Consider the following 5,748-nt stretch of genomic DNA (forward strand, 5'->3'; position numbering starts at 1 on the left):
GCTTTTTGCCATGAGCGCGATGCAGCAGACCGTTTTACAGCCATTGCCAGAGAGTTCAGAGATTATCTGGGTGGACTGGTTGTTCACTGTTTTACAGCAGACAAAAAAGCGCTTTATCAATACCTGGATTTGGATTTGCACATCGGTATAACCGGCTGGGTTTGTGATGAAAGGCGTGGTACTCACTTGCACCCATTACTGAAAGATATTCCGGCAAACCGTTTAATGATAGAAACAGATGCCCCATGGCTTTTGCCCAGAAGCATGGACAAAAGACCAAAGAACAGAAGAAATGAGCCTGCCTATTTGTCCTGGGTAGTGAAAACCATTGCTGAGCAGACGGGCAAAACCTATGAGCAAGTGGCCAGAGAGACATCAGAAACGGCCAGAAACTTTTTCAATTTGGGTCCAGATGGACAATCACGTCGGCATTGGGAAGGAGTGCGATAATGGCATCTTCCGCTGCCTGCCCAATATCATGCGCATCGTGTAAGCTCTGATCACCATCAAGGTCAATGTGCATCTGGATAAAGGGAACCCGGCCAGAAATACGGGTTCTCATCTCATGAATGCCCTGTACCCCTTCAATGGCCCGCACAATGCGCTCAATGTCCTGAACCTGCTGCTCTGGCAGGGAATGATCCATGAGCTGCTGAACCGCACTCCATGCCATCTTGCCAACACTAACTAGCATATAAATCGCTATCAGGAGAGCAAATCCCGGATCAATATAGAAATAACCCAGACTGGCACCAAAAAGCGCGATAATGACAGATACATTGGTGAGCAGATCTATCCGATAATGCATCGAGTCGGCAGCAATGGCCGTAGATCCGGTTTTCTTCACAACATAAGTCTGTATGCTCAGGAGTATCAGAGTAGCCAGAATCGAGAAAAGCATGACAACCATGCCCACTGATTCATTGCTAACGCTGCCCTCCCTCACCAACAACTGATCAATGGCGTTGAGAAAAAGAATAATAGCCGAACCTGAAATAAAAGCTGACTGAGCCAGAACAGCAAGAGACTCTGCTTTGCCATGACCAAATCGGTGCTCTGCGTCGGCGGGTTCAAGAGCAATTCTGACAGCTACCAGTGTAATAACTGAGGCGATCACATCCATGACTGAATCCAACAGCGTTGCCAGAACGCTAAGAGAGTCGGTCATAAACCAGGCGGCAATTTTAACGAATATGAGGACGGCGGCAGTTGTGACAGAAGCCATTGAAGCCAGCTTCATCAACTTTTCATGGTTTTCGGAGATGTTCTTGGAGGGTGTAGACATACGATCCATCGATGATTAAGTTGATTCCCTGATTCCAGAATACTGAAACTGCACTGAAAATCCTAGCTGCCTGTTGGACTTAAGACTGTCCTGCCCGGCAACTGCTCCTGCGTTGCTCTGGCTCCTGCATCCATGCAGTTGTGAGAAAAGGGTCTAAAAATTCCTGCTCTCTTGTCAAATAGCTCGCTATTCCCCTCGGAATCAGAAATTTTTATCCTAAATTTCTCACAATCCTGGTTACGGAGACGCTTAAGTCCGACAGGCTGCCAGAAGCCCGACTAAATTGTCATTAGCACTATGATGAATGTTCATTGAGATGGTTATAGATCCACTCACCAAGCTGCTCCATTTCAAATGGCCAGCTTATCTCGTCACCCTGTTCAGTAGCGATCACCGGGATCTTGACACCGTATCGTACGATTAAATCCTCAGATGCACTGATTTCAACCGCAGACCATCGGAATTGACTATTAAGTTGAGGATGTCGGCCGAGAATATTAAGAAATTCTTCAGCATGATCACACAGGTGACAACCAGATGTGGTATAGAAAGATAAGTGCAGCACAAATTTTCCTGAACAGCGGGAGATTAAGTCGGATACAATTGTAACCGTTCATTCAGCTCACCCCAAACTATTGAGGTGCTACAGAGCTGCATTTTCACTGTAAAAAAGAATAATCAGGCCTGATAAACGATGGACTTTACCTTTTTCAATCAATTGATGTTAATCCTGGCTCTCTCCGTGGGAGCCATTGCACTGTTTCATCGCCTGAATCTGCCAGAGAGTCTTGGCTACCTGGCCGTGGGTATCGTACTTGGCCCTACCGCCACAGGTTTGATTGATCATAGCTTTGATATCAGCCTGCTGGCCGAAATTGGCGTGGTTTTCCTGCTGTTTACCCTGGGTCTTGAGTTTTCGCTCAAACGAATGAAGTCCATGAAGCGGGAAGTGTTCGGACTTGGGGGCGGGCAGGTCCTGTTATGTGGGGCAGGAATATTTGCGGTTCTGCTGTTGGTTGGAACATCAGTAAAAGAAGCTTTGATCGTTGCAGCCGCTCTTGCTCTGTCTTCTACTGCGATTGTTTCTAAAGAGTTGACCCAGAGTAATGAAATTCGCAGTCGTCAGGGCCAGATGGCGATTGGCGTGCTGCTATTTCAGGATATTGCAGCGGTTCTATTCCTGATTCTGGTACCAGCGCTGGCGGGTGCGGGTGATAAGTCAGTTTTCACCACCATCAGCATGGCTCTGGCCAAAGGCCTTCTTTTTGTTCTTCTCATGATGGCTGTTGGTAAATGGATTCTGCCCAGGGTCTTCAACGAAGTGGCCAGGGCTCGTTCTGAAGAGCTATTTGTATTGACTGCGCTCATGATTGCCCTGATGGCTGCCTGGCTAACCCATGTTCTGGGTTTATCTATGGCTCTGGGTGGCTTTATTGCCGGGATGATGATGGGAGAGAGTAACTATAAGCATCAGGTGGAAGCGGATATTCGTCCTTTCCGGGATATTTTACTGGGACTGTTCTTTGTCTCCGTTGGGTTGATGCTTGATCTGAATATTCTGCTGAAGTTCTGGCCAGCAATTATTCTGGGTACCTTGGGTCTGGTTCTCTTCAAACTGGGTATCATTACGCTACTGGCAAGAATGCTTAGAGAGAAAAAAAGCACTTCACTAAAAACTGGCCTGGCGCTGGCTCAAGGGGGCGAATTCTGTTTTGCCCTCATTGCCCTGGCTACTCAATATGGTCAGACGGGAGGGGAGAGAGCTTCTGTGGTGTTGGCTATTACCATTCTTTCCATGATTCTGGCGCCGTTGCTCATCAGAAACAGCAGCAAAATTGTCAATCTTCTATACAAGAAACAAGAAGCTAAACAGTCTCAAATTGATCAGGGCGATATTGAGCAGCAGGTCTCTCACATCAGGCAGCATACCCTGATTTGTGGCTACGGGCGCGTGGGACAGACTATAAGCCGATTCCTGGGGCAAGAAAAGCTGGCTTTTGTAGCAATCGATAATGACCCTCTGCATGTTCATGAAGCCGGGCTTGCAGGTGAACCCGTCTTTTATGGTGATTCTCGTCGATTAGAGCTTTTGGAGTCGGTCGGTTTGAAACGTGCCAGACAAGTGATTATCTGCATTGATCGCAGTGAGAATGCTCTGGAAATCGTCAAAACGATTCGCTCCCATTATCAGGATATTCCTATTCTGGTAAGAACTCAGGATGACAGTCTGACAGCCTCACTTAAAAACGCTGGTGCCACAGCGGTTATTCCCGAAGTGCTCGAATCCAGCTTGTTGATTGTGAAGCATGTTCTGTTAATGTTGGGCATGGATCCCAATCAGGTTAGGGGCAAGATCAATAAAGCCAGAGAACAACAGTACGATATTCTCAATGGTTACTATCCGGGCTATGAAGATGTTCTGGCAGATAGTGAAGAAACCTCTCTGCGCCATGCCGTTAACGTTTGTCGGGGTAACACCTGTGAAGGATTGGATCCCTGTGATTTACCACTTGAACAAGATGTTTCTGTTGTTGAAGTGAAACGAGACGGCCAAAGTTTGGATCCGGAAGATGTGGATGCTCTTAAACAAGACGATATTGTTATTCTGACGGGACCTCTCGCACCCATGCAGCAATCTGAAAAGAACCTTATCTGATCCTGTGGCAGCCATGAAATATGGGCTGCCACTTTCTTAAAAAAATCTTAAAATTCTTTCTCGAAATTAAACTCTGTCCAGAGTTAGATAACTGCCTAACGGTAGAAATAATCCACAATATAATAAAAATAAGTTCATTAATTTCAATATGATACAAGAATAACTTAATAACCGTTCGAACAGGCACTATAATAGTATTTGTGAAAGGAATCTCGGAAAAAACAGGCGGTTAACAATAACTTATATAAATAATACAGGTGAACTACTATGGCCACTCGATCGACTCAGTGCTCTCTCTCTTTGCTTTTTATGCTGGTGTCGGTCCTGACTGTTAAACCTCTTGATAGTCACGCCTTCTTCCTTGAGTTCTATATGCCTCCCTACTTTTCAGGTATGGAAGCGCGCCCAATTGCTTATAAATCAGAACCGCCCCAGAATGCTTCTCTTATTCAGCAGGAAGAGCCTTTTTTCTGCAATGACTACGAGACAAATTTTAATTATTTTAAAAGTCTGCCATCCACTGCATTAATAAAGCTTGGTGGCTTTGGATTATTGGGAACAGCTTTAACCCAATCAGTATCAGGCGGAGTGAATCCTCGTAATTACTGGCACAAGCCTATTTTTCTATTGAACCTGGTCACAATTCTTTCCTGGTCCATACCTCAGGCAAGCTATACCAATGAATACACTCTATCTGCTGCGCAATACCAAAAAGCTGAAAACAAGTCAGATCGCACAACAACGGCAAGCAGCAACAATACTCAGCTTTATGAGGAAGAGCCTTTCGCCGGTTACGCGATGACAAGCCTGTCATTTGTCAGCCTCAATTTACTCGCTGAATTTTATAATGCCAACAATCCGTCCCCAGGACCCGGGGTGAATATACTGGAAAATTTTGCCATCGGTGCGAAATCGATTGGTGTTACCAGCAACGTGGCGTCAGCCCTGAGAACTCACCTCAAAAATGGTTATCTAAGTAAGGGTTATACAATCTATGAAGCTGCTGCTGCTGCATCAAGAGATGTAACCATTATCTACACAGCTGTTCTGGCTGGAGTGGTAAAAACTGGTCTGCTTAACTCAGCAGCTATGGACGGCGTAAACGCCAAAGATATTGAGCAATATTCATGGGCCATGGCTCATTACGTCGGTCGAAAATACTACCATGTATCCCTCTCAGCAGGAATGATGATCAGTGCGGCCTATGAATCGATTGGCTCTCTTGAAAATTACTGCATGGCAAACTTTGATCAGGTTTTGCCCCATGCTCACTATGATGAAGCAGAAAAGCTGGTTTTTTGTAAAGGTGTAGCTTCTGTTTCGATGGCCAGCATCGGCGGTCTGGCTTTATTGAAATATTCCAGTGGTCTGACCTGGATTTATCTCGTAAATGCTGTTGAAGCAGCGGGTCTGATTAATACAGAAATGGCAATCACTCTGGGTCGAAATCTTTTCGATCACCCGGCCGCTAAAGATACAGCAGGACTTACCCTGGGAGGAACAATTACGGCAGGTTCGCTTTTCCTGAACCTCTATTACTTCCCCGGAATAGTTATGACGAGCCTATTCCAGGGCTCCGGGCTAATCATGATATATGAAGGCGGTTCTACACTGGTCAGTCATTCTTATCCTGCTGCAGGAAAAATATTGGCTCTTGGACACAGCTTAATGGGGAATTATGACTATGTCTGTAAACCAAGAGCCAAAGGTCTCAACCATCTTGACCCATAACTATTTGTGCGGTTCTGTTATTTAGGGATGCTACATGCAATCATTGATCAAGCAGTTTTTTTTTCTGGTTTTATTG

The 5,748-nt window shown here is 45.6% G+C and carries 5 protein-coding genes; 3 read left to right on the forward strand and 2 right to left on the reverse strand.

The features are described 5' to 3' along the window. On the forward strand, window positions 1-450 hold a 450-nt coding region (locus tag KDK18_RS09015; protein WP_257254571.1), incomplete at its 5' end, for a TatD family hydrolase. On the opposite strand, the gene KDK18_RS09020 is transcribed toward KDK18_RS09015, so the two are convergent. Both KDK18_RS09020 and KDK18_RS09025 read right to left on the reverse strand, forming a co-directional pair. Beyond that, window positions 398-1,285, reverse strand: coding sequence for a cation diffusion facilitator family transporter (locus KDK18_RS09020; RefSeq protein WP_257254572.1), 888 nt, complete (start codon window positions 1,283-1,285; stop codon window positions 398-400). The two genes, KDK18_RS09015 and KDK18_RS09020, sit on opposite strands and share 53 nt — an antisense overlap. Window positions 1,286-1,580: 295 nt before the next feature. Next, window positions 1,581-1,850, reverse strand: coding sequence for a glutaredoxin family protein (locus KDK18_RS09025; RefSeq protein ID WP_257254573.1), 270 nt, complete (start codon window positions 1,848-1,850; stop codon window positions 1,581-1,583). A 129-nt stretch (window positions 1,851-1,979) separates the two neighbouring features. On the opposite strand from KDK18_RS09025, the gene KDK18_RS09030 reads away from it, so the two are divergent. Together KDK18_RS09030 and KDK18_RS09035 are read left to right on the forward strand one after the other, a co-directional pair. Continuing rightward, a complete protein-coding gene (locus tag KDK18_RS09030; RefSeq protein WP_257254574.1) occupies window positions 1,980-3,941 on the forward strand; it encodes a cation:proton antiporter in 1,962 nt (653 codons plus the stop codon). Window positions 3,942-4,208: 267 nt separating this feature from the next. Further along, complete coding sequence (locus KDK18_RS09035; protein ID WP_257254575.1) at window positions 4,209-5,672, forward strand: hypothetical protein; 1,464 nt, start codon at window positions 4,209-4,211, stop codon at window positions 5,670-5,672. Window positions 5,673-5,748: the final 76 nt, after the last annotated feature.

The sequence above is a fragment of the Endozoicomonas sp. SESOKO3 genome (assembly GCF_024606255.1).